Origin of the sequence: Acrocarpospora sp. B8E8, from assembly GCF_039871605.1 — a bacterium.
Classification (GTDB): Bacteria; Actinomycetota; Actinomycetes; order Streptosporangiales; family Streptosporangiaceae; genus Acrocarpospora; species Acrocarpospora macrocephala.
Genome location: NZ_JBDPLV010000034.1, coordinates 48842 through 72332, shown reverse-complemented (window position 1 = coordinate 72332; position 23491 = coordinate 48842). Strand labels below are relative to the sequence as shown.

General features: G+C 67.3%; 18 protein-coding genes. 6 read left to right on the top strand and 12 right to left on the bottom strand.

The features are described from left to right. Positions 1-23 precede the first annotated feature (23 nt). The 4 genes from ABGB08_RS29490 to ABGB08_RS29475 are packed head-to-tail and all read right to left on the bottom strand — an operon-like array spanning position 24 to position 10169. On the bottom strand, positions 24-3254 hold the full coding sequence (locus ABGB08_RS29490; protein WP_347596349.1) for an amino acid adenylation domain-containing protein: 3231 nt from the start codon (positions 3252-3254) through the stop codon (positions 24-26). Further along, on the bottom strand, positions 3251-4489 hold the full coding sequence (locus ABGB08_RS29485; RefSeq protein WP_347596346.1) for a nucleotide disphospho-sugar-binding domain-containing protein: 1239 nt from the start codon (positions 4487-4489) through the stop codon (positions 3251-3253). The genes ABGB08_RS29490 and ABGB08_RS29485 overlap by 4 nt, the downstream gene beginning before the upstream one ends. Further along, positions 4477-4803: a phosphopantetheine-binding protein gene (locus ABGB08_RS29480; RefSeq protein WP_347596343.1), complete on the bottom strand. Its 327-nt coding sequence runs from the start codon at positions 4801-4803 to the stop codon at positions 4477-4479. Before ABGB08_RS29480 ends, ABGB08_RS29485 begins: the two co-directional genes overlap by 13 nt. Then, positions 4800-10169 (bottom strand): amino acid adenylation domain-containing protein, encoded by a 5370-nt coding sequence (locus ABGB08_RS29475; RefSeq protein ID WP_347596340.1) that lies wholly within the window; start codon positions 10167-10169, stop codon positions 4800-4802. Before ABGB08_RS29475 ends, ABGB08_RS29480 begins: the two co-directional genes overlap by 4 nt. A 742-nt stretch (positions 10170-10911) precedes the next feature. Between ABGB08_RS29475 and ABGB08_RS29470 the strand changes: the two genes are divergently transcribed. Beyond that, positions 10912-11943, top strand: coding sequence for a polysaccharide deacetylase family protein (locus tag ABGB08_RS29470; RefSeq protein ID WP_347596337.1), 1032 nt, complete (start codon positions 10912-10914; stop codon positions 11941-11943). A gap of 87 nt (positions 11944-12030) precedes the next feature. Here ABGB08_RS29470 and ABGB08_RS29465 read toward each other — a convergent pair whose 3' ends face one another. The 5 genes from ABGB08_RS29465 to ABGB08_RS29445 all read right to left on the bottom strand — a co-directional run bounded on the left by ABGB08_RS29465 (position 12031) and on the right by ABGB08_RS29445 (position 16097). After that, positions 12031-12315, bottom strand: coding sequence for a YiaA/YiaB family inner membrane protein (locus tag ABGB08_RS29465; protein ID WP_155348804.1), 285 nt, complete (start codon positions 12313-12315; stop codon positions 12031-12033). 69 nt (positions 12316-12384) lie between these two features. Continuing rightward, positions 12385-13584, bottom strand: coding sequence for an alpha/beta hydrolase (locus ABGB08_RS29460; RefSeq protein ID WP_347596333.1), 1200 nt, complete (start codon positions 13582-13584; stop codon positions 12385-12387). 33 nt (positions 13585-13617) lie between these two features. Then, positions 13618-14655, bottom strand: a complete 1038-nt coding sequence (locus ABGB08_RS29455; RefSeq protein ID WP_347596330.1) for an ABC transporter permease — start codon at positions 14653-14655, stop codon at positions 13618-13620. Positions 14656-14817: 162 nt separating this feature from the next. Further along, on the bottom strand, positions 14818-15708 hold the full coding sequence (locus ABGB08_RS29450) for an ABC transporter ATP-binding protein (RefSeq protein WP_347596327.1): 891 nt from the start codon (positions 15706-15708) through the stop codon (positions 14818-14820). Further along, positions 15705-16097: a GntR family transcriptional regulator gene (locus tag ABGB08_RS29445; protein WP_347596471.1), complete on the bottom strand. Its 393-nt coding sequence runs from the start codon at positions 16095-16097 to the stop codon at positions 15705-15707. The genes ABGB08_RS29450 and ABGB08_RS29445 overlap by 4 nt, the downstream gene beginning before the upstream one ends. Positions 16098-16344: 247 nt before the next feature. On the opposite strand from ABGB08_RS29445, the gene ABGB08_RS29440 reads away from it, so the two are divergent. After that, a complete protein-coding gene (locus tag ABGB08_RS29440; RefSeq protein WP_155354470.1) occupies positions 16345-16704 on the top strand; it encodes a ClpX C4-type zinc finger protein in 360 nt (119 codons plus the stop codon). Here the strand turns inward: ABGB08_RS29440 and kynU are convergent, their stop codons facing one another. Further along, positions 16705-17922 carry a kynureninase gene (gene kynU, locus ABGB08_RS29435; RefSeq protein ID WP_347596324.1) on the bottom strand — a complete coding sequence of 406 codons (1218 nt, stop codon included), beginning with the start codon at positions 17920-17922 and terminating at the stop codon, positions 16705-16707. Positions 17923-18283: 361 nt separating this feature from the next. On the opposite strand from kynU, the gene ABGB08_RS29430 reads away from it, so the two are divergent. From ABGB08_RS29430 to ABGB08_RS29420, 3 genes are all read left to right on the top strand, one after another. After that, the gene (locus tag ABGB08_RS29430; protein ID WP_347596321.1) at positions 18284-18835 is read left to right on the top strand and encodes a VanZ family protein; all 552 of its coding nucleotides are present in this window, start codon (positions 18284-18286) and stop codon (positions 18833-18835) included. 151 nt (positions 18836-18986) lie between these two features. Next, positions 18987-19739 carry a GntR family transcriptional regulator gene (locus ABGB08_RS29425; RefSeq protein ID WP_155348808.1) on the top strand — a complete coding sequence of 251 codons (753 nt, stop codon included), beginning with the start codon at positions 18987-18989 and terminating at the stop codon, positions 19737-19739. Between the two features lie 167 nt (positions 19740-19906). Next, on the top strand, positions 19907-20125 hold the full coding sequence (locus ABGB08_RS29420) for a hypothetical protein (protein ID WP_155348809.1): 219 nt from the start codon (positions 19907-19909) through the stop codon (positions 20123-20125). A 380-nt stretch (positions 20126-20505) separates the two neighbouring features. Here the strand turns inward: ABGB08_RS29420 and ABGB08_RS29415 are convergent, their stop codons facing one another. Continuing rightward, the gene (locus ABGB08_RS29415) at positions 20506-21564 is read right to left on the bottom strand and encodes a hypothetical protein (protein WP_347596317.1); all 1059 of its coding nucleotides are present in this window, start codon (positions 21562-21564) and stop codon (positions 20506-20508) included. Between the two features lie 155 nt (positions 21565-21719). On the opposite strand from ABGB08_RS29415, the gene ABGB08_RS29410 reads away from it, so the two are divergent. Beyond that, the gene (locus tag ABGB08_RS29410; protein ID WP_347596314.1) at positions 21720-22253 is read left to right on the top strand and encodes a gamma carbonic anhydrase family protein; all 534 of its coding nucleotides are present in this window, start codon (positions 21720-21722) and stop codon (positions 22251-22253) included. Here the strand turns inward: ABGB08_RS29410 and ABGB08_RS29405 are convergent. Then, on the bottom strand, positions 22228-23391 hold the full coding sequence (locus tag ABGB08_RS29405) for a mannosyltransferase family protein (protein ID WP_347596311.1): 1164 nt from the start codon (positions 23389-23391) through the stop codon (positions 22228-22230). The genes ABGB08_RS29410 and ABGB08_RS29405 overlap by 26 nt on opposite strands. Positions 23392-23491 lie beyond the last annotated feature (100 nt).

The window sequence follows — 23491 nt, the reverse complement described above, 5'->3', positions numbered from 1 at the left end:
ACGTTCTGAGCGCCGCCTTCTCCTCAATCATGAGCGCCGGTCAGGCGGGTGGCTTCCTCCTCGGTGAGGTTGGTGAGTTCGGCGGTGATGAGGTCCTCGATGGTGCGGGCCAGGTCGGCGACCGTACGGCGGGTGAAGAGGTTGCGGATGGGGACGTCCAGGTCGATGGTGGCGCGGAGGCGGGCGGCGACGCGGACGGCGATCAAGGAGTGGCCGCCGACGGTGAAGAAGTCGTCGTGGGCGCCGACGCGTTCGAGGCCTAGGACTTCGGCCCAGATGTCGGCGACCAAGCGTTCGGCGTCGGTGCGGGGTTCGACGTAGGTGTCGGCGCGTTCGGGGATGGGGTCGGGGAGGCTCTTGCGGTCGACCTTGCCGCTGATGGTGAGTGGGAGGGTGGGGAGGCGGGTCCAGAGGGCGGGCATCATGTACTGCGGGAGGGTTCGTTCGAGGTGGTCGCGGAGGTCGGCGATGTCGACTTCGCCGACGATGTAGCCGACCAGGATGTCGCCTCGGGCGACGACCGCCGCCTGGTCGACGCCGGGGCAGGTGAGGATGGCGGCTTCGACTTCGCCCGGCTCGACGCGGAAGCCGCGGACCTTGATCTGGTTGTCGAGGCGGCCGAGGAATTCGAGCTGGCCGTCGGGGCGCCAGCGGGCGCGGTCGCCGGTGCGGTAGAGGCGGGCGCCGGGTTTCCCGAAAGGGTCGGGGATGAAGCGGTCGGCGGTGAGGTCCATGCGGCCGTGGTAGCCGCTGGCTACTCCCGCGCCGCCGATCAGGAGTTCTCCGGCGACGAAGGTGGGGGTGATTCCGCCGTGTTTGTCGAGGATGTACACCTGAGTGTTGGCGATTGGGCGGCCGATTCGGGGTTCGGCGGGTTCGGCCGGGACCTCCCAGGTGGTGGACCAGATCGTGGTCTCGGTCGGGCCGTACACGTTGACCAGGCGGCCCAGGCGGGGGCGCAGGTCGCGGGAGAGTTCGTCGGGGAGGGCTTCGCCGCCGACCAGGCCGGTGATGGTGGGGTCGGAGAATCCGGCGTCGATCAGGACACGCCAGCCGGAGGGAGTGGCCTGGATGTGGTTGATCCCGGTGTCCTTGATCAACGCGATCTGGGCGGCTCCGTCGACCGAGGTGTCACGATCGACGATGATGGCCCGGCCACCGCCGATCAGCGGCAAGTAGAGCTCCAGCGCGGAGATGTCGAAGGAGACCGAGGACAGCACCATCCACACCTGATCCGGCTCGGAACCGAATAGATCGGTCATGCCGATCAGCAAGTTGGCGAGCGCGGAGTGCTGAATGGCGACACCCTTCGGCCGCCCGGTCGAACCTGAGGTGTAGAGCAGGTAGGCCGGGTCATCCGGCCCACTTGCCGCAGACGGGTCGGCGGGTACCGCCGCGTGCACACTCGCAGCGAACAACTCGCCCGATCCCGCATCTTGCTCGCCCACAGCAGACAGCCCTACGGATACCGCCGCTTGCGCGGTCGTCGCGAACGCCTCGGAGGATGCCGTCATCGACGCGCGGCCGCTTTCGGTGGGCTTTGCCGTTAATGCGTCGGGGAGGAGGACGATCTTCAGGTCGTTAGGGAGGCGGTCGCGGAGGTGGAGGGCGGCGAGGGCGAGGGTGGCGTTGGAGTCGTTCAGCATGTAGGTGATTCGTGCGGGCGGATTTTCCGGGTCTATCGGGATATAGGCCGCTCCGGATTTCAGGACGCCGAGCAGGGCGGGTAGGAGGAACACCGAGCGTTCGAGGCAGATGGCGACCACTGATCCTCGCCCGGCTCCTTCGGCCATGAGCCGGGAGGCGACCCGGTCGGCGGCGGCGTCGAGTTCGTGGTAGGTGAGGGTGTTTCGCGTGTCGGAGGCGGCGATCGCGTCCGGGGTCCGTACCACCTGGGCTTGGAAGAGGTTCAGCAGCGTGGCGGGCCGCGGCAGCGGGCGGGTGGTGGCGTTCCACTCGACGGCCAGGCGGTTGTGTTCGGTGGCGTCCATGAGGGGCAGCTTGGAGATCGGCGTGCTGGGATCGGCGGCGATGCCGCGCAGCAGGACCTGGAAGCGGTCGAACAACGCCGTGATCGTGGAGGCCTCGAAGAGTTCGGTGTTGTAGCGGGCCACCGCGGCCAGGTCGCCGCTGTCGTCGCCGGCCCACCACAGGTCCACGGTCAGGTCGCACACCACCCAGCGCCAGCCGTGCGGGAACGGCGTCGCCAGCAGGCCGCCGAACCGCTGGTCGCGCTCCAGCTCCCGCGGATGCAGGGTCAGCGTGGTCTGGTAGAACGGGGTGACGCTGAGATCCCGGCCGATGTCCAGCTCGTCCACCAGCCGCTCGAACGGCACGGTTCGCCGGGCCATCGCGCCCAGCAGGGCGGTCCTGGTCCGCTTCAGCAGCTCGCGGAAACTCGGATCGCCGGACAGATCGCCGCGTAGCACCAGCATCCCGGACAGGTTCCCGACCAGGGCGCGGACCGCGTCCCCGTCCCTCCCGGCTTCGGGTACGCCGACGGTGAGATCGTCCTGGCCGCTGTGCCGGGCGAGCAGCACCTGGTAAGCGGCCAGGACGACGGCGAAGAGCGTGCACCGCTCACGCCGGGCCAATTCCGCCAGTTCGGCGGTGAGCGCGGCGTCGATCCTGAAGTCGATCTGCGCGCCGTACCCGAGGCGTTCGGCGGGCCGGGCGCGGTCGGCGGGCAGTTCCAGCGTCGGCGGGTCGGCCAACCGGTCCAGCCAGTACGCCAGTTCCTTCGGATCCACGTCCGGCGTCCGCTCGACATGTTCCTGCGCGGTGATCGTGAGGGGTTTCGGCTCCTGCCCGGTATAGAACAGGGCGAGATCATCCATCAGCACGTCGAGCGACCAGCCGTCGGCGGCGAGATGGTGCATGACCAGCACCAGCACGTGCATGTCCGCGGCCAGCTTCAGTACGGTCGCCCGGAACGGCAGGTCCCGCATCAGATTGAACGGGGTATTGGTCCGCTCCGCGACCAGACGTTCGGCCTCGCCGTCCGCGGCGTCGGTCAGGTCGATCCACTCGATCTGAACGGGCTCGGGCGGCTCGACGAGGCGGATCGGGCTGCCGTCGACGTCGGGGAAGCGGGTGCGCAGCGGCTCGTGGCGGGCGGCGACGGCGGTGATCGCGCGGTTCAGCGCCTCGGGGTCCAGGGCGCCGGTGAGCCGCCGGACCCGGTGGAGGTTGAAGGAGGCGTCCTCCGGGTCGAACTGCTGCAGGAACCAGACGCGGAGCTGAGCCGGGGTCATTCCTTCACTCCAGTTCTCAAGCGGCGGCCGAGCGCGAGTTGCTCGGCCCGGGTGAGCAAATGCCGCGCCGAATACGAATTCGCGCTTCCGATCAGCCCTTCGATAGCCTCGGCGGCTGCCGCCAGGCCGTGATCGGCGGGCACTGCCGGTCGCGGCTGGGCCAGCGCGGCCGCCAGCAGGGACGCGGTCTCCTCGGCAGTCCATCGCGATTCCGGCAACCATGACCCGAGCTTGGCCGCCGCCAGCCGCGCGCCGTTCTCCGACCGGTCGAACCCATGAGCCAGTACGACCTGCGGCGTCCCCGCCGTGGCCGCCCGGATGAGCGTCCCGATCCCGCCATGGTGCAGCACCGCCCCGACGCCCGGCATGACCTCGGGAAACGGCAACCGGGGGAACCACCGCATTCCTTCGGGCAACTTCTCCGGAACCAGATCCCGATGCCGTACGACAAGCAGGGCCGGACGCCCGACCAACCGGCACGCCTCGACGGCGACCTCGTAGAAGCGGCGATGCAACATCCGACCGGTGCCACCGGTGACCAATACGGCGTCCTGGTTGAGCAGTTCGGTGGCCTCGGCAGGCATTTCCGGCATGTCGGTCTCGTCCCCGAGCGGGGCGCCGGTCAGCCGGACCCGGCGGGGGGCGGGGGTTCCGGCGCGGTCGAACCACTCCGGCCAGAGGGCGACGTCCAGGTGCGCGGAAGCGAACCAAGCGGTCCAATCGCCCACCGGAGGGAGGCCGAGGTCGGCTCGGATGCCGTCCAGGTGGTCGTTCATCGTGCGGGCGTACATGTGGGCGATGCCACGTTCGGACATGTACTGAATCGGGGTCACCGCCACCCACGCGGTCGGCGCGTCCAGGGCCTCGCCGGCGAATAGAGCGGAGATCGAGGTGGTGTGCCGGCCGACGAAGACCGTCTTTCCCGGGATATATCGCTCGATCAGGTGGTCTGCTTCGAATTTGAGCTGGTTGAAGAGGTTGTTGCGTTCGTAGTACGCGCGCCAGCGGTCCAGGCCGGAGGCCAGCAAGGGCGGGGTGTCCGCCAGGTTGCGGTCGTACTCCTCGGTGGTGTCGATGGCGGTGAACGTCATGCCTGCCTGTTCGACGATCGGGGCGAACGGCGCATGCGTCAGGATTTCCACCTCGTGGCCGCGCCCGCGCAGCACCCGCCCGAGCGCCACGAACGGCAGCACGTCGCCATGGCTGCCGTGCGTGGACATGATCACTCGTGCCACGTGCGGTCCTTCCCGCCCAGCAGCGCCCTGATCTCGCCGCCCGGGAGCCGATCCACCTCGGCGAGCAGGCCCGCGACGTCCTCCAGCTCGCTGTCCGGGCACTCCTCGACCGCCCGCGCCGCGCCCGCGACCGTCAGATCCCCCGCGAACAGCACCTCGATCGGCAGCGCGACGCCGAACTCGCTCTCCACCCGCGCCAGGAACTGCACCATCGCGAGCGACTGCCCGCCCAGGTCGAAGAAGTCGTCCTCCGGCGAGGTGACCGGCACCCCGAGAATCTCGCTCCAGAGCCGCATGACCTGCTGTTCGTTCACTGTTCCTCCGTGCTGCGCGATTTGGTACGAAGTGCTTCGAACCCAATGACGTCATCGGGGATGGCGTCCGGAACCGTGTAGTCGAAGTTCCAAAGTCCCTTCATCCGGGTGCCCACCAGCACGGTGAGCGCCATCAGGACGGCGAAGAGGATGTACATGAACGCGATCCCGCGCCCTTCTCCGGTGCCGATCACCGCGCCGACCGTGTCGGCGAGCAGGCCGTCCGGCAGGAACATGGGCTCGAACAGCGCCGTGCCGTAAGGCGCGACTAAGCCGAACCCGATCGGGAGCGTGGAGAACGCGACTAGCTGGTTGAGGGCGAATACCCGGCCGTGGAAGCGCTGCGGGACCTTGACCTGGATGATCGTGGCGTAGATGCCGTTGAGGATTGTCAGTGAGGCGAACATGCCGAAGATGCCGATGGCGATCGGCACCAGATGTTCCTGCAATCCGACGACGAACGCGAAACACGCGAGCGTCAGGGTTGAGAGGATCTGACCGCGCATGCGCAGGCGCCTGGGGCCGCCCCAGAAGGTCATGGTCAGGCCGCCGAGGAAGATGCCAAGCCCGCCGAAGAATGTGACCCGCCCGACGTCGCCGAGTTCCGCGAAGGACAGGGTCAGCGGCGACACCAGCAGGAACATCGGCGACATGAACAGGTTGACCACCGCGAAGAACAGCAGCATGCGCCTGATTCCGAGATGCCCCCAGGTGTATCGGAACCCCTGGACCATCTCGGTGAGGACGCTTTCCCGTCGTTTCCACGGCATCGTCTTGGGGAACCGGATGATCAGCACGATGATGATGGCCACCGTGTAGCTCGCCACATCGATGGCGAGAATCCCGCCGAGCCCCACCACCGAGAGCAACCCGGCGGCGGCCAGCGGAACGACAAGCTGAGCGACACCGGTGGCCATTCCGACCACTCCGTTGGCGTGCCCGAGATAGCGCTTGGGCACCAGCTGCGGAATCGCCGAACTGTACGCCACCCGCTGGAATGTGAGCGCTATGGAAAGCGACACCAGCAGCGGATAGATATGCCAGATCTCCAGATTCCCCGTCCAGACCAGCAGCCCCAGCATGAGCTGCGTGGACCCGGCCGCGACATCACTGACAATCAGCACCACCCGCCGGTTGAACCGGTCAACAACGGTCCCCGCCAACGGCGCGACCAGCAGCCCCGGCACCAGCCCCAGCACCGAGAACAAGGCGAAGTTCGCCAGTGACCCCGTGGTCAGATAAATCCAGATCGGAATCGCGAACTCGGTCAACGCCGACCCGGTCATCGAAACAAGCTGCCCCGCCGCGAGAACCAGGAACCGCCGCATACTGGGTGGCGGCCCGGTTACTTCCGCGGTAATCGCGACCTCGTCGATGGCTTTGGGCTCTTCGGACCGAGAGACACCCTCAAGCCACCAGGTTTCTGTGCCGGTACGGCGTTCGAGAGCTGCCGTGTCTCCGGAGGAGAGGGCGGGGTGAGTGGTGGTGATGATGGTGGCTAGTTCGGGGGCGCGGTATTTGAGGAAGTAGTGGGCGGCTTCGTCTAGGACTACGCAGGCGGCTACGGGGGAGAGGCAGTGCCATTCGCGGTAGCGCTCCTGGTAGAACTCGACGACGGGGTCGCGTTCGCCGGCTACGGCGATGACGGGGGCGGAGAGGAGGGTGGCGCCTTGTTCGAAGAGGTGGGCGAAGTAGCGTTCGGCTTCTCGGGTGCCGCGGCGGCGGTTGCGGACGATGAGTTGGAGTTCTTCTTGTTCGAATTCGGAGACGTCCAGGCCGGCGGCGACGAGGTTGTTGATTCGGGCTTGGTCGCCGCCGATGTCTTCGAGCCATTCGGCGAGGCGGGCGAAGGGGCTGCGGGGGCGGGCGAAGGGGAAGACGCCGCCTAAGTAGATGGCTTCGACGGGGCGGCCTGCGGATTCGAGGCGGCGGGATAGTTCGGCACAGAGGGTGGTGCCGACGCCGCAGTGGCCGTACAGGACGATGGGGCCCTGGACGGTGGCGAGGATTTCGGTGGCGCAGGTTTCGGCGACGTCCAGGAGAGATTGGGGTTCTTCGCCTAGTTCGTGGCCGGGGACGGCGATGGAGAGGAGGGCCCAGTCTGGGGGGAGGGCGTCGGCGAGCGGTTTGTAGATGATGGCGCTGCCGCCGCCGTAGGGGGCGCATATGACGGTGGCGGTGGTGGGGCGGGCGGGGGTGAGGCGGTGGAGTAAGCCGGTTGAGCCTTCGCCGCCGGATTCAACCAGATGGGCGAGTTCACGGACGGTTGGGTGTTTGAAGAGCTCCATTAGCGTGACTGGATGGTCGGCCTTGCGCATTCGGGCGACCACTTGCATGGCCAGCAGGGAATGGCCGCCTAGGTCGAAGAAGTCGTCTAAGACGCCGACGCGTTCGAGGCCGAGGACGGAGGCCCAGATTGCGGCGATGGTCTCTTCTACGGGGGTTTCGGGTGGGGTGAGGGTGCCTTCGTCGGGGCGGGTGTCGGTGGGGTCGGGGAGGGCGGCACGGTCGACCTTGCCGTGGGATTTGAGCGGCATCTGGTCGAGCCAGATGGAGCGGACGGGAACCATGTAGTCCGGTAACCGCTGCTTGAGCCAGGAACGTAACTCAGGGGTGGGTAGCGGATCGGAGCCGACCAGGTAGGCGGCTAGGCGCTGGTCGCGGAGTTCGACGACGGCCTGGGCGATCGCAGGGTGTTCGGCCAGGACGGTTTCGACTTCGGCGAGTTCGACGCGGTAGCCGCGGACCTTGACCTGGAGGTCGCGGCGGCCGAGGAATTGGAGCACGCCGTCGTGGGACCAGCGGCCGAGGTCGCCGGTGCGGTACATGCGGGCACCCGCGGCGCCGTACGGGTCGGGGAGGAACTTCTCGGCGGTGAGCGCCGGGCGACCGAGGTAGCCGCGGGCGAGCCGGTCGCCGCCCAGGTAGATCTCGCCGGGGACTCCGGCGGGGACCGGGCGCATGCGCTCGTCCAGGACATATACCCGCGCGCCGGGGAGCGGGCGGCCGATGGGGAGGCTGGCCTGGCTGTCGACGCGTTCGGCTGGGACGGGGAAGGTGGTGACGCCGACCGTGGTCTCGGTGGGGCCGTAGTGGTTGACGACCGCGCAGCGCCCTGCCGTGGCGAGTTCGCTGGCCCAGCCGACGGTGGCGGCTTCGCCGCCGAGGATCAGGAGCTTGGCGGGAAGCAGCTCGGCGGGTTCGGCTTCGGCCAGGAGCGCGGCCAGATGCGAGGGCGTGATCTTGAGATAGTCCGGCCTGGCCCAGGCGAAATATTCGCATAAATCGGGGGCGGCGGTCTTCGGAGGGATCAGGTGGAGAGTGCCCCCGGTCATCAGCGACAGGTAGAACACGGTGACGCCGAAGTCGAAGGCCAGCGACTGCGGCAGCGCGAACACACCCCCCGGTTCGACCGCGAAGCGCTCGTGCACCCCAGCCAGATAGACCAGAACCTCCCGGTGCTGCACCGCGACCCCCTTGGGCCGCCCGGTGGTCCCCGAGGTGTAGATCACGTACGCCAGGTCAGACGGCCGGGCCCCACTGTCCACAGGACTATCCGGCCAGTCATCCGCAGAAGGAGCGATCTCGGTAACGCCCCCCGGAAGGGACCGTTCCGTCACCGCGATACGAATTCCCGCATCGCCGATCATGTACGCGAGCCGATCATCCGGCTGCTCCGGATCAAGCGGCACATACGCCGCCCCCGACTTGAGCACCCCCAGCAACGCCACAGCCAGCTCCGCCGACTGCTCCAGACACACCGCAACGCGATCGCCCGGCCGTACCCCACCATCGCGAAGCCGATGCGCCAGCCGATTCGCCCGCCGATCGAGTTCGGTATATGTCAGGACCTGGGAGTCGAAAACGACCGCGGGATCATCCCGCCGAACGAGAACCTCGTGCAGCAGCCCGCTCTCCAACGACCGCGGAACCGAAGACGACCCCAGCCCGAGCACATGAGAACGCTCCCCCGCAGAAACCCACTCCAACTCGGACAACCGCGTATACGGATCGTCCACGATCGCCCGCAGCAGCGTCCCCAGCGAGGACGCCATCCTGGCGATCGTCTCCTCCCTGAACAGATCCGGATTAAAGATGAAAAGCCCGTCGAACTCCTCCCCGCCCTCCCACAGGTACAGCGCCAGATCGAACCGGCTCACCGCGATATCCGCCCGGAACGAGGACACTTCAAGCCCGAGCGTCCCCGCGTCCGGCGGCACGTAGTTCTGCAGCGCGAACATCACCTGGAACACCGCGGACCTGCTGACGTCCCGCTCGACCTTCAGCTCGTTGACCAGCTGATCGAACGGCAACTCCTGATGGGAGTACGCGTCGAGACACGCATCCCGTACCCGGATAAGAAACTCGGCGAAGGACGGATCACCAGACAGATCCGCCCGCATGGCAAGGGTGTTCACAAACATCCCCGCCATACCGTCCAGCTCCGGCAGGCCCCGCCCGCTGACCGGCGTCCCCACCGCGAAGTCCCGCTGCCCCGACCACCGCGCCAGCAAGACCTGCAGCGCGGCCAGCAACACCATGTACGGCGTCGCCCCATGAAAAGCACTCAACGCGGTGATCGCGCCACCCACCTGGGCATCCAGATGGAACTTGAAATCCCGCCCGGCCGTCGTCTGCTCGGCCGGACGCGGAAAGTCGGTGGGCAACTCCAGCGGCGGCACCCCCACCAGCTTGTCCCGCCAGAAAGCAAGATCCTTCTGGTACGCCGGAGTGCCCTCCCGGGCCCGCTGCCAGATCGAATGGTCGCCATACTGCACGGCCAGCGGCCGGAGCGGCGACTCCCGGCCCTCCCGGAAAGCCGCATGCAGGGCGATCAACTCCCGCAGCAGGATCTCCCCCGACCACCCATCGGTGATCGAGTGATGCGCGGCGAACAGCAGCACATGATCATCCGCCGCCCGGCGGATCAACAACACCCGTAGCAGCCCTCCGGCGGACAGGTCGAAGGTCCTGGCCAACTCCTCGCTGATCAGCGCCCGAGCTTCCTCGTCGGACCCGGCGTCGACCAGCCGAAACCCCGTCGACGGCTCCTCATCGATGACCAGGCTCGGCAGCCCATCCTCGGAGGTGACGAACCGCATCCGCAGACTCTCGTGGCGGCGGGTGACCTCCTCCACCGCCCGCGCGAAGGCGTTAGCGTCAAGATCACCGCCCAGCCGGACCATGAACGGGATCGTGTACGCCGTGGTGCCAGGCCGGTACTGCTCCAGGAACCACAGCCGTTCCTGCGCCCGCGAGAGCGGCGGGATCGTCCCAGGTGGGCGGGGCGTGATCGTGGTTGCGGCGGTTCGACGCTGAAGGCGTTGGGCGAGCAGAGCCTGTTTGGCCGGGGAGAGACTGGTCACAAATGCTCCGGGTGAGATCGTTAACTTCGCGCTGCGTCGTCATTCCCAGGGGTTGCCCATCCCCAAAAGGGTTGTTATCCCCACGGACAACACGAACCCGCGCTCCCCGTTCCATTGGTGCAAATGGGAACGCTCCCACGCCACTGGCAGGCTAGGTTTCGACTCAGACACCGGTCAAGCATTCACGCATATTTCATTACGATTCATGACTTATCGGACATGTCAAGGAAACGGCCTGCACTTTCGTCATGAGAATGATGTGAGGATCCCAGAAGCCTTGACACGACGGCGCGAGCGATCCCACACACGAGACCGCCCGCCGACGGCCTTACCGGGCTTTACAGCAGGTCAGGGTAGTTGTTGATGACGCTCGTGCCGAACGACCCACCGTGCCCAGACTGGCGACCGCGCCCGCCCTGTCCGCGCAGGCCATGACCAGCCGCCAGCACCACCGAGGTAGAAAGCGCGAGAAGTCTGCGCAATTGGTGACGGATGTTTACTCATCGACCTGCCTATCAAGTACGGACGGCGTGACGAGCCAGAGGCCGAGGGAGCGCTCTCTCGACCTCCGTGATGCTTACGTCAAGCGTTGTATGAAGGGATGAGATGTTTCTATCCGGTTAATCGCCCGAGCGCTATGCCCTGACGGACCGATCCAGATGCGGATTTTAACCCCCATGTCGACTCTCCTCGGCTTTTCACGGGGAGTAGTTAAACATGTCGTCATGGTGAGGGGATCCGGATGAAAATCGCACTACTGATAGCAAGCCTGGCCGTCCTGGCCGGATGTGGAACACACGGGGGAAGCACAGACACGAAGCCCGCCAAAGCGCCCGCCAAAGCGCCGATCAAGAACGCCGCCGGGAAGCCGATGAACGCGGCCCGGGCCAAGGCCGTGAAGGCCAACGAGCTCGGCCAGATCCCGGTGTTGATGTATCACCGGATCGTCGAGAAACCCGGCACCCAGGACGACCGCACCCCACTCCAGTTCCGCACCGAGCTGGAACGCCTGGCCAAGGAGAACTACGTCCCGATCACCGCCGCCGAGTACGTCACCGGCAAGATCGACATCCCGGCCGGGAAACACGCCGTCGTGCTCACGTTCGACGACTCCTCCCCGTCCCAGGTCACCCTGGCCAACGACGGCACGCCCATGCCCAACACGGCCGTGGCGATCATGCGGGAGGTGGCCGCGAAACACCCCGGCTTCCGCCCGGTCGGGACGTTCTACGTCACCCGCGACATGTTCGGCAAGCCCGACAAGATCGAGCAGGCGCAGATCATCACCTGGCTCAAGACCAACGGCTTCGACATCGGCAACCACACCAAGGACCACCTCAGCCTCTCGGGCAAGCCCCAGAACCAGGTCGCCGCCGAGGTCGCCGCGGGCCACCAGCTGATCACCGCCCTGGACGGACCTGCCCCGGTGACCATCGCCTTGCCGTACGGCAACCAGCCGCGCACCAAGGCGTGGGCGCTCAAGGGCAAGGACGGCGCGGTGTCGTACGACTACGGCGGGGTTTTCCTGGCCGGATACACACCCGCCCACTCGCCGTACAGCAAGGAGTTCGACCCGGTCGGGATCCCCCGCATCAGGTCGATGGACAAGAAGGGCGACTGCATGAAGTTCTGCTCCACGGCGTGGCTGGACTGGCTCCAGGCCAACCCCACCGAGCGCTACACCTCGGACGGCGACGCCCGTTCGGTCGCCGTGCCGAAATTCCAGCAGCCAATGGTGTCGTCGAAGTTCGCCAAGCGGGCGCTGCCCTATTAATGAGAAAGTCGTGATCTGGACGGCCGCAGCGGTGAATCGCCTGGTCGGCGGCTATGCGGCTGGCTATGGGACGGGTTTCTCATTAATTTAGTCGGTTTTGAAGGGATCGTGCTCGGCGAGGAGTTTGTCCAGCCGAGCCTGATCCACCCGCGTCACCACCGCGGCCTCCTCCTGCCGGTCGCGGATGCACTTGGCCAGCGTGAACGACGAGGTCACCAGGTAGAACACCCCGACGGCGAAGAACCCCCGTATCCAGGCGTCCACGGGAAGGTAGGCGACGCCGACCACGAGAGCCGTGAGCGCCAGCCCGAACGAGATCACGGACTGCAGGTAGAAGGCCGCGGTCGTCTTGCTTTGCACTGGTCTGGTCATAGCAGAATCCTGACCATTTCCGGCGCTCCGGACCTGAGCTCAACTACCTAAGTTACTGATGAGTATCAACTACTCGCAGGTCTCCACCGAGCAGAACGTGACCTCGGGGTATCGCTCCGACGGCGCCTCCAGCAGGGGTTGTGGCTTGTTGCGCAGGTGCAGGTCGAGGAAGGCCCGGACGTAACGGCGGGTGATCTCCACCGACCGACCTCCAGAGATGCCGAGCTCAAGATCGACGCCGAACTGATCCACCAGCAGCAGCGGAAGATCGGTGAAGGACAGATGCTGCGCGCCGGCCACCACCAGCCAGCGCTTCCATCCGGTCAGGTGTTCCCAGACCTGATCCCACGTGACGTCACGACCTCCAGGATTGTGATTCTCCTGCGCGCCCAGAAACAGAAACGGCCGCGACAACCCACTCTCCGGGATCGACGAGTACGACGTGCCGTCCATGTCGATCCCCGCGCGTACCCGGGAGTCCTTCAGCATGGCCGCCAGGGCACTGGCGCCTCCTATCGACGGCCCCGCCATCGCGATCCGGGACGGGTCGATCAGAGCTGAGCCCGTCCATTTCGGGTGTGACCCGGTCAGCTCGTCGAGCACGAACGAGACGTCCGCCGCCCGGCCCTCGACCACCTTCTTACCGAAATCCTCCTCGTCGTCGCTCTCGCAGGCGACACACGTGGCGATCCGTCCGTCGGGGAAGGTCGTAGCGTAATTCTCATACGTGTGATCGATTCCGACCACCACGTAGCCGCTGCTCGCCAGCTCCTCGGCCAGGGCCGTAAGCGTGACGCGAGGCTTGTTGAAGCCGGGCGAGAGCACCACCAAGGGCAGCTCATGCCCTGCCGGTTTGACGTCGCTGAAGGCATTGGTCCTCGTCCGGCTCAGCACGTCGTACGGCACGCCGGGGATCTGTCCGCCTTTCAGATGAAGCTCCGACTCCTTGGGCGTCATATACGCCGCCCGCCGCTTACCCGGCGAGCTGGCCGGATACCACAGGGAGACCATGAGCTCCCTGGCCTTCGCCTCAGGCACCCAAGGGTCGGCGCGAGAGACGTCCTTCAGATGCAGCACCGTGGTGCCGACCGGATGGGGTCCGGTCGGCTTGGGCAGGTACGGCGTGCCACTCGGCGCGGCCAGAACGGACACTTCCGAAACAGGAACAGCCGCGGAGCAGGCGGACAACACGAAAACGAGCAGTCCGGCCAGGATCGGCTTAACGAGCGCCAGTGCGGCGGCTCCCTCCAGCTCGATCACATGACCCATGAGATGCCGGTCCTTCCGGTCGACGAGGCTTTGTCAGAACAGGCGATGGCGGGTCCACCAGAAGCAGAATCCGGCGAGGCCGAAGGCGAAGGCGAGGTAGATGCCGGTCTCGAACCACTGCAAAGGCCAGAAGCGGCTGGCGGGATGGTAGGTCACCTGCTGCCGGTAGCCGAGCCGCTTCATCTCGGCCAAGCACGCCGAGAGCCCCCGCGGCCTGGTGGTGCCGGGCTCCGGCGCACTTAGCGTGCATGCGGACGCGGGCACGGGGATGATGTCGGCGACCGCGTGCCCGGACGCGTCGACGGGATGGCTGGACAGGACCCAGCCATCCGAAGCGCCCGCTACGACCCGCACCGTGAGCGTGCCGTTGACCGGCGAGCTAACGCTGTCCACATTGTCGGCGGTGATTTCGGTGGTCGAATGGGTGGGCGGAAGGAGGTAGGGCCGGACCAGCAGCGGCATGGCGAGCTGGACGGCGACGAAGACGGCCAGGGTGACGGCCATGGCGGGCAGGATGCGGCGGACCAGCATCCCGATGGTCACACCGAGAACGAAAGCGAAGGCCGCGTAGCCGACGGGGACGATGCCGCGTGCGCCGAACAGCAGGGGCTCGATCCGCGGGTAGTCACTGGCGGCAGCCTGATCCAGAGGGCTGGACCACCAGGTCACCGCAAAACTGCCCAGACCGCCGACGATCATGGCGGCCAGGCCGGTCAGCGTGAGTTTGACCGCCAGCCAGCGGCTGCGGGTGACGCTCTGGTTCCACACCAGCCGGTGCGTGCCGGCCTCCAGCTCCCGGGTGATCAGCGGTGCTCCCCAGAAGAGCCCGACCAGAGCGGGCAGCACCAGCGCGGCGGCGGTGACTGCCAGGAAGGGCCCCCGGAAGTCGTCGAAGAACTGCCGCAGGAAGTTCGAGCAGCCCGCGGCGTCGGCAGTGCAGCCGGCGAGCCCGGTGGCGTAGTCCTCGGCCAGGTCCGGACCGGTCAGGGCCAGGAAAGCGGCCAGCCCGACCAGGATGGCGGCCATCATCGCGGCGGCGGCGCGAAACTGACGCCAGGTCAGCCAGATCATCGCAGAACCTCCAGGGCCGATCGATCGCTGATGTGGGCGGGCACGCTCATGTAGGCCAGGACCCGGAACTGCTGCCAGGTCATCGCAGAATCTCCAGGGCCGGTCGGTCGCCGGTGCGGGCGGGCACGCTCATGTAGGCCAGGACCCGGAACTGCTGCCAGGTCATCGCAGAACCTCCAGGGCCGGTCGGTCGCCGGTGCGGGCGGGCATGCTCATGTAGGCCAGGACCAGGTCTTCCAGGCTGATCTGGCTGACGGTCCAGGCGGGGTCGTGGATCGGAGCGCCGGTGCGGATGATGAGGGTGCTCTGCCGGTCGGTGTGGCTGGCGGAGATGACGTGCTGGTCGGCGGGGAGCCGGGCGGGGTCACGACGCGGGCCGGTGAGCCGGTGGTGGGTGGCCAGCAGCTCCTCGACCTCGCCGGCCACCTGGACGCGGGAGTCGACGAGCACGATCAGGTAGTCGCAGGCCCGCTCCACGTCGGAGACCAGGTGGGAGGAGAGCACCACGCTGAGCTCGTGCTCGGCGGCGGCCTCCATCAGGCCCTGCAGGAACTCCCGGCGGGCGAGCGGATCGAGCGCGGCGACCGGCTCGTCCAGGATCAGCAGGTCGGGCCGTTTGGCGATGCCCAGCGTGAGGGCGAGCTGGGCACGCTGACCCCCCGACAACTTTCCGGCCTTGCGGGCGGGATCGAGATCGAGCCGGGCGATCCGTTCGCGGGCCAGCCCGTCGTCCCAGCCGGGGTTGAGCCTGGCGCCGAACCGCAGATGGTCGGCGACGCTCAGCCCGGAGTAGGTGGGGGTGTCCTGGGCGACGAACCCGACCCTGGCCATCTGCGCGGGGCTGGCCCCGGGGCGGCCGCCGAGCACGGTGATGCTGCCCGAGGTCGGTGTCATCAGGCCGCTGGCCAGGTTCAGCAGCGTGGTCTTGCCCGCGCCGTTGGGGCCGACCAGCCCGACGACGTGCCCGGCCGGGATGTCCAGGGTGCAGTCCGCCAGCGCCCAGCGTTTGCCGTACCTCTTGCCCAGGCCCTGGGTTCGCAGGACGGCGGTCACGCTATGTCCTGCTGAGCGGCGGTCCGAAAGGTGGTCATGAACAGCGCCTCGATGCTCTCGTCGTCGAGCCCGGCCAGACGCGCCTTGGCCAGCCAGCGGCGCAGGTCCTGCCGCAGCGGGCCGTGCGCGGCCAGCGAGGCGTCGGTCAGCGTCGCCGTCACGAACGTCCCGACCCCCGGCCGGGCGGCCGCCAAGCCTTCGTGCTCGAGTTCCCGGTAGGCCTTGAGCACGGTGTTGGGGTTGATCGCCAGCCGCGCCACCACGTCCTTGACCGTCGGGAGCTGATCCCCCTCACGCAGCAGCCCCAGCCGCAGCGCATGCCGCACCTGCCGGACCAACTGCAGGTACGGCGAGACACCCGAACCGGCAACCAGATGGAATTCGATCACCATTCCTCCATATATCTAGTTCCCTAGCACAATATGCTACTAGCTCAATGAGATGTCAACGAAGACAGCGGCAGTTGCGCTTGCGTGGAGTAGACCTGATGATCGTTTGCGAACGACTCGGGCGGCCCAGAAAGCTCGACCTAGGTCACAACTTGATATAGGACAATTGACAACTTAAGGTTGTCTTATGGAGCCATCAGAGTTACTCGCGAAAGCACGGGCGCGAGCCGCGAATCCCTCTGATCCGTTGGAAACCCTTGCCGCTGCGAGCCTTCTGAGCCAGGAGCTGAGCCGGGACGCCGATGCTCTGCTCGACCTGGCCGTGCATGACGCGCGGGCGGCGGGGACGTCGTGGACGGCGATCGGGGATCGGCTCGGAGTTTCGAAACAGGCGGCGCGGAAGCGGTTCGCCAAGCCCTTCACGCATCCGTTCGCGGCACGGCGGACGCGGCGGGAGGCGGCGTGCTCGTTCTGCCGGAAACCGCCGGGGCCGCGCCTGCACATGGTGCACGGCGAGGCCGGGCGGATCTGCGCCGACTGTGTGGCGCTGGCCGGGGAGATCGTGGCGGACCTGAAGGCCAAGTCACGCAACGACCAGCGGCACTGATCAGGTGACGGTGAGGCGCCTCTGGTAGCGGGGTTCGCGCCAGAGCTCCTTGCTGAGGACCTCGGCCAGGGTGTTGGCGACGTCGTAGACGTCGACGTAGCGGAGGTAGAGCGGGGCGAAGCCGAAGCGGATCAGGTCGGGTGCGCGGAAGTCGCCGTGCACGCCCATGTCGATCAGGGCGCGCATGACCGGATAGCCGTCCGGGTGGCGGTAGCTCACCTGGCTGCCCCGTTCGACCGGGTCGCGTGGCGTGGCCAGCTCCAGGCCGAGGTGCTCGGTGAGCTCGATGAACAGTTCGGTGAGGGCCACGCTCTTGGCCCGGACAGAACGCATGTCCACCTTCTCCCAGATCTCCAGGGAGGCGTTCAGCGCCGCGTACGAGAGCACCGGCGGGCTGCCGACGGCGAAGCGGCGGACGCCGGGGGCGGGCTCGTAGGCGGGCTCGAAGTCGAACGGGGAGGCGTGGCCGTGCCAGCCGGAGATCACGTTGCGGGCCGCCTTCTGGTGGCGGGGCGCGACGTAGATGTAGGCGGGCGCGCCCGGGCCTCCGTTCAGATACTTGTACGTGCACCCGAGCGCGAAATCGACCCCGGTGATGTCCACGGGCAGCGCCCCGGTGCTGTGGCAGAGATCCCAGATCATGAGCGCCCCGGACGCCTGGACCAGCGCGGTCACCTCGGCCATGTTCCTGACCGCGCCCGTACGGTAGTTCACGTGGGACAACAACACGACGGCCACGTCGGGGCCGAGGGCGTTGGCCAGGTCGGCGTCCGGGCCGATCTCCCGGATCTCGCGGTCGAAGGCCTGGGCGGCGCCCTGCACGACGTACTGATCGGAGGGGAAGTTCTCCACGTCTGAGACGATCACCGGCCGGCCGGGGCGGAGGGCCAGGGCGGCCGCGAGCGCTTTGAAGATCGTCACCGAGGTGGAGTCCCCGGCCAGCACCTCGCCGGGGCCCGCGCCGATGAGCGGGGCGATCCGGTCGCCGGTCGTCTGCGGCAGGTCCCACCAGCCCGCGGTGTTCCAGCTGGCGCCCAGGTCCTGCCCCCATTCGGCGGTGACCGCGTGGGCGACCCGGGCGGCGGTCCGCCGGGGCAGCGCGCCCAGCGAGTTGCCGAGGAGATAGACGATCCCGTCGGGCAGGACGAACTCGTCGCGGAAGTCGCTTATTGGATCAGCGGCGTCGAGCGCGGCACAGCCGGCGCGGGTGATACTCATGTACCCCATCATCCCCGTAAGTTTCCTGACTCGACCAGTGCGACAGGGCAAGGCCATTATGAGAAAAACCTGGAGAGGCCGGATGATCATGCTCGACCGCCCGGCCAAAACGACCACAAAGCGTCACAGATCATGAAACGGTCGAGACCACGCAGAGTGACATCGACCGGAGATCACGCCAGCCGCGTCCGTCTTCTCCAGACTCGGTCGTTCCGACCGTCCCCGACCGTCCCAGCTCCGACCAGGCGAAGATCCGTACGGACACTTACCAGAAGGCCATCTTCCTATAACTTCGTCGCCCGAACAGGGGCGGGGTACGCGCGCGACGAGCGATCATCCAGCGAGCCAAAAGGACACAGTCATGTTGCTGGCATGGCGTATGTGGGGACATATCATTCTTTTCAGCCTTTTCGCGCTCCCCATCGCGCTTCTGACCGCTTATTTGATCGGGAGACAACGCGCTAGTTCGGGCATGGAACACCCCTTCCGGACACCCCTCTGTGATGCCCTTTCCGTTACCGGAACCCTCCCCTGGCTGTGGATGATCCTCACTCCGGGTAGCGCTCAGGAGCCCGCCAGAAGCCTCAGCCTGATCCCGCTGAAGGACCTGACAACCCTTGCCGGCGGCTTTACTGGCACTCTGATCGCCCAGGTAGGAGGCAACCTCCTGGTGTTCGCCGCGCTCGGCGCGCTGCTCCCGATCCGCTCCCCGGGACTGGCCCGGCTGCCCCGGGTGGCGGCCGTCGCGGCGGGGTCGTCTCTCATCGTGGAATCGCTTCAGTATGCTTTAGGCCTCCACCGTGTGTCGTCGATCGACGACGTTCTGCTGAACACCACGGGTGCCGTTCTGGCCGCAATCATGACTAAGCGTTGGTGGGCTCACCCAATACCGGAGGGGACCGTTCCACAATAACGGACTGCATAAATCCCGCAAGATCGTCACATGCGCCCGAACCGCTAAAAATAGGCACGGGACCTACCAACAACTCTGTGCGATCGTGGTCAAGACGGGGCAAGTTCTCTGGAGACGCTAACTCCCCGTTGGTGACAGAGGGTGATCACACGTGACGGAATCCCCGGCGCAGCACGAGCCCCCGATTTATCGGCGTATCGCCGACAGTCTGCGTAGCCAGATCCTGTCCGGCGAACTCCGAGACGGGGATCGGCTTCCGGGAGAGAACGCACTCATGTCGGAGTACGGCATCGCGCGCGCCACCGCACGGCAGGCGCTGGCCGTTTTGATCAATGAGGGCTTGGCAGTGCCGCGCCGAGGTTCGGGGGTCTACGTGAGGCTGTTTCGGCCAATCAGACGACATGGTTCACGACGGCTCTCCCGCGAACAGTGGGGACAGGGCCGGGCGATCTGGGATTCGGACACCCGAGGTCGCGCGTACACGGTGGACGAGGTCCACATCGAGCGGCTGGCCTCGACCGAGGACGTGGGCCGGGTGCTGGACTCCGACGAGGTCTGGGTCCGGCGGCGACGCTATTCGGTGGACGGCCGTCCCGTCCAGCTCGCCGCGTCCCACTTTCCAGCCGACCTCGTCGAGGGCACCGCGATCACTCTCCCGGACACCGGGCCCGGCGGTGTGTACGCCCGCTTAGGCGACCTCGGCTACTCCCCGGTCCACTTCACCGAGGAGGTGCGGGCCCGCATGCCCGCCCCGAACGAATCCGAACTTCTCCGCCTCCCGGCCGGCAACCCCATCCTCATCGTGGCGCGTACGGCATACACCTCCGGCGGCATCCCGGTCGAGCTCAACGAGATGACCATGGACGCCGCAGCGTATGTACTCCAGTACGACTTCGACGCCTAGGTCAAGGAGACAAGTCCGGCGATACGTTGACCTGTCCATCCCGATCATTGATTTCTCTAGAGAAGTCCCGCACCTTGAGGGTGAGACGTCAAGTTCTCGCAGGCCCAGATCGGCATGGGTCGCGGGAGAAACACCCCGGGGCGGCTCGGCGAGGGAAAGGTGGGCGGATGTCCTTTGACCGGCATCTTGCCGAGATTGCCCGCGAATATCCGGAATGGACAATCTGGCGGAGCGACGCGGGGCGGTGGTGGGCCACCCGGCACCACCCGCTCACCTCCGCTCAGCGGGAAGCCGGCTGCGCGATGACCATCGACGCGGACGAGCCGGAGGGGTTACGCGAGCAGCTGCACGAACAGGAGGAACGTGCCAAATCCGCGGACCCTTGACCCAACCCTTGAGCGCGGAAGCCCCCGACCCGATCGGGGGCGGGGGCTTCCGCTTTCAAGGGTTCCCGATACCGTTACCTGAAAAGTGATCAAAATGCGAGCACGGACAGGCAGCCGTAGCCTTACGGCCCGGCGTTCCCCGTTTCCGGGGTTCCCGCTTCAGCACCGACCGCCCACCTTGTGGGTCTTACACCGGCTCCACGGGCGTTTTGCGTCTCCCCGCAACTCTGGGCGACGTTGACCTCATTAAAACATGTGTTCGCCTACGCTCGCTCGCATTCCCTGAGCCCCCGTGGAGGCGCTACCGCTGGTGCCAACCAAAAGGCGCCTCCACGGGCACCAACCAGAACGTTGACGTGCGTCTCCCTCCCACCACGGGGCTAGGCGCGGAACGGCGGCGTCTCGTCGTGGCTCGCCGGGCGCACCCGGACCGGCTCCTGCGGCATGTCGTCGAGCACGCGGGCGGACTGGGCCGGCTCCGGGCGGACCGCCTCGGGGGCCTGCTCCGGCGCGGGTCCCACCGGCCGCACGGGGTTGGTCGAGACCGCGGCCTCCTCCTCCTGCTCGTTGAAGCCCTCGTCGTTGAAGCCCTCGCCCGAGAAGTCCTCCTCGAAGCCCTCCTCCACCGAAGGAGCGGGCGGCAGCACCGAGGCCTCGTCGATCAGCGGGCCCGCGCTGGACTCGCGCTGCAGCAGGTCGCCGAGGACCACGCCGATCTCGTTGAGGCGGCGCACCACCTCGGTGTGGGTGTCGGTGAGGTAGACCACCCGGCGGCCGGTGTGCTCGTCCAGCGTGGTGGCCCGGCGCTGCGCGGAGGTGAGCGTGGCGGTGGACACCGACTGTGCGTCCGACACCAGGCGCTCGGACTCCAGCTTGGCCGCGGTCACCCGGCGGTCGGCCTCGGCGCGGGCGTCCCGCAGGGTCTCCTCGGCCTCGGCGCTGGCGGTGGCCACCTTCTCCTCCGCCTCGGCCCCGGCCTGGGAGAGCAACCGCTCGGCTGAGGCGGTCGCGTCGTGGATGCGGCGCTCGGCCTCCTCCTGGGCGGCGGTCCTGATCGACTCCGCCTGCTCGCGCGCGGCGTTCACCAGCCGCTCGGCCTCGGCGGCGGCCTGGTCCCTGACCTTGGAGGCGTCGTTCTGGGAGGCCTCCTTGTTGGCGGCGGCCTCCTCGTGCGCCAGCTTGAGGATCTGGCTGAGCCGCTCGCCCAGCTCGTCCGGGTTCTGCGGGGACTCCGTCAGCTTGCGCCGCGCGTCGGCCAGCTCCAGCCGGCTCTGCTCGGCCTGGTCGATCGTCCGGGCCAGGCGTTCTTCGAGGTCGCGGATCTGGTTGCGGCTGCGGATCATGTAGTCGTGGACCTGGCGACGGCTGTAGCCACGCATGACGACTTCGAAGGAGTCGTCGCTCATGAGGTCGGGGAAATTATCGGTCTGGTTCGTCATGGAGGGCCCTGGGGAGTCGAAAGGCGGAACGACACGTCAGGACACGACTTTCCTGCTATCCGACCCGCATCGCAACCTGAACGCCCCAGCTGCTTGCGGAAATATCCGACACGGGCCGTGTCGGACGTGTAACGGCGCGTGGAATCATGGACGGCATGCCCTTTATCGCAGCTCTTGACCATGACGACACCCCTTCAATCGATCCAACGGCCTGGCTCGCCCCCGGCGTGGTGGTGGTCGGCCAGGTGCGGATCGGCAGGTCCGCGAATATCTGGTACGGCTCGGTGCTCCGCGGCGACGACGAGCGCATCGAGGTGGGCGCCGAGTGCAACATCCAGGACCTGTGCTGCCTGCACGCCGACCCGGGCGAACCGGCGATCCTGGAGGAGCGGGTGAGCGTGGGCCACAAGGCGACCGTGCACGGCGCGCACGTGGAGTCGGGCGCGCTGATCGGCATCGGCGCGATCGTGCTCGGCGGCGCGCGGGTCGGCGCGGGAACGCTGGTGGCCGCCGGAGCGCTGGTCCCGCCCGGCGCCAAGATCCCCGAGGGTGTGCTGGTGGCGGGCGTGCCCGGCCGGGTGATCCGCGAGCTCACCGAGGCCGACCGGGCGTCCTTCGCCGAAACCCCGTCACGCTACATGGCGAAGGCAGAAAGGCACCGCGCTAGCCGACCCATGCCCCGGTGGTGAAATTTCCGACATTGATGGCCATGACCGGTGCGGCTATGCCGACGTACAGCATGAAGACCCACGGTCGGCGCGCACCGGTCAGCCCGACGGCGATGTACAGCGGCCACCACAGCAGCGAAGCCCTGCCCACCGACATGTAGAACGAGGACATCGCCAGCAGCGCCACCGCCTGCGGGACGAGGTAGGCGGACTCCGCCCATCGCCGCCGCACCAGCTGCCAGACGATCAGCGCCACCAGGACGGCCGCGGCCAGGATCTCCTCCCGGTAGGAGGTCTGCAGCGCGCCCTCTTCCAGCGACCGGTTCCAGGTGTTGAGGAGCGTCTGCCACGGGTGCTCCGCATACCGCCCCCAGTACTCGGCCTCGACGTTCTTCCACTCCATCCAGTCGCCCGTACGCGTCCACTGGAACACCATGTACGCCACCACCGGCAGTCCCGGGACGACCAGCCACGGCAGCGTGCGCCAGCCGCGGGCCCGCAAGCCGTTCTCGGCGGTCAGGAACATCACGGCGAGGCCCAGGGCCAGGAAAAGCCCAGAAATCCGGATAGAGGAGGCCAGGGCCGCGACCACCATCGCCTGCTCCCACTTCCCGCGCCGCGCCAGCAGCCAGGCGGGAATGGCCAGCGCCAGGAAGGGCGCCTCGGAGTAGCCGGCGAGCAGGAACACCGCGAACGGGCTCAGGAAGAACGCGATGACCGTCCAGGTGCCGGTGCCCTCCCGGTAGCTGTCGCTGAGGCGCGACAGCGCCACGGCCACCACCGCGCTGGCCACCAGCGAGACCAGCACGATGGCCAGGCTCCAGTCCTCGATCACCCAGTGCAGGATCCGCAGCACGAAGGGCAGCCCCGGGAAGAACGCGGCCAGCTTGGGCGCGTCGGTCATCCCGGGCGAGCCGTCATAACCCCACTCGGCGATGATGATGAAGTTGTCGGCGTCCCAGGGCGTGAGGCGGTCCAGCATCGGCGCCTCGGTCCGCCCGGGCGCGGCCAGGACCATGTAGATGTACGTCCCGACGTGCCAGAAGAACCACACCAGCAGCGCGGCCCGATCGGAGGCCGAACCCAGCCACCTGGGCAGCGGGCGCGGCGGCGCCGTCTCAGATTCTGATACGGCCATGTCCTGCCGGGTCTCGGTCACGAAGGACATGGAAGTAGATGGCGGCGGACCATGCCAAGAGCGTAACGCCGACGAATCCCAGGTCCCCGGCGTTCCCGCAGGTCAGCGAGGTGAAAGATTC

What these genes read in the sequence shown, in the direction of transcription:
- ABGB08_RS29490 (WP_347596349.1), bottom strand. Translation starts at nt 3,254, where the DNA reads ATGACCCCGGCTCAGCTCCGCGTCTGGTTCCTGCAGCAGTTCGACCCG.
- ABGB08_RS29470 (WP_347596337.1), top strand. Translation starts at nt 10,912, where the DNA reads ATGAAAATCGCACTACTGATAGCAAGCCTGGCCGTCCTGGCCGGATGT.
- ABGB08_RS29465 (WP_155348804.1), bottom strand. Translation starts at nt 12,315, where the DNA reads ATGACCAGACCAGTGCAAAGCAAGACGACCGCGGCCTTCTACCTGCAG.
- ABGB08_RS29460 (WP_347596333.1), bottom strand. Translation starts at nt 13,584, where the DNA reads ATGGGTCATGTGATCGAGCTGGAGGGAGCCGCCGCACTGGCGCTCGTT.
- ABGB08_RS29455 (WP_347596330.1), bottom strand. Translation starts at nt 14,655, where the DNA reads ATGATCTGGCTGACCTGGCGTCAGTTTCGCGCCGCCGCCGCGATGATG.
- kynU (WP_347596324.1), bottom strand. Translation starts at nt 17,922, where the DNA reads ATGAGTATCACCCGCGCCGGCTGTGCCGCGCTCGACGCCGCTGATCCA.
- ABGB08_RS29430 (WP_347596321.1), top strand. Translation starts at nt 18,284, where the DNA reads ATGTTGCTGGCATGGCGTATGTGGGGACATATCATTCTTTTCAGCCTT.
- ABGB08_RS29420 (WP_155348809.1), top strand. Translation starts at nt 19,907, where the DNA reads ATGTCCTTTGACCGGCATCTTGCCGAGATTGCCCGCGAATATCCGGAA.
- ABGB08_RS29415 (WP_347596317.1), bottom strand. Translation starts at nt 21,564, where the DNA reads ATGACGAACCAGACCGATAATTTCCCCGACCTCATGAGCGACGACTCC.
- ABGB08_RS29410 (WP_347596314.1), top strand. Translation starts at nt 21,720, where the DNA reads ATGCCCTTTATCGCAGCTCTTGACCATGACGACACCCCTTCAATCGAT.